The following is a 282-nucleotide window of genomic DNA, read 5'->3' on the forward strand; positions in this document are numbered from 1 at the left end:
TTTCAACCAGTTCCAGCAGCTCTTCGTCGTCCACCAGGTCGCATTTGTTCAGGAACACGACGATGTATGGCACGCCAACCTGACGGGCCAGCAGGATGTGTTCGCGGGTCTGTGGCATTGGGCCGTCCGCGGCGGAGCACACCAGGATCGCGCCATCCATCTGCGCTGCGCCGGTGATCATGTTTTTGATGTAGTCGGCGTGGCCTGGGCAGTCAACGTGCGCGTAGTGACGGGTAGCGGTTTCGTACTCGACGTGCGCGGTGTTGATGGTGATGCCGCGGG

The 282-nt window shown here is 61.3% G+C and carries 1 protein-coding gene; it reads right to left on the reverse strand.

Annotation, left to right across the window (positions count from 1 at the left end):
• On the reverse strand, positions 1-282 hold a 282-nt coding region (locus GTP44_RS26915; RefSeq protein ID WP_229257112.1), incomplete at both ends, for a GTP-binding protein.

It is taken from the genome of Duganella lactea, from assembly GCF_009857505.1.
Taxonomy (GTDB): Bacteria; Pseudomonadota; Gammaproteobacteria; order Burkholderiales; family Burkholderiaceae_D; genus Rugamonas; species Rugamonas lactea.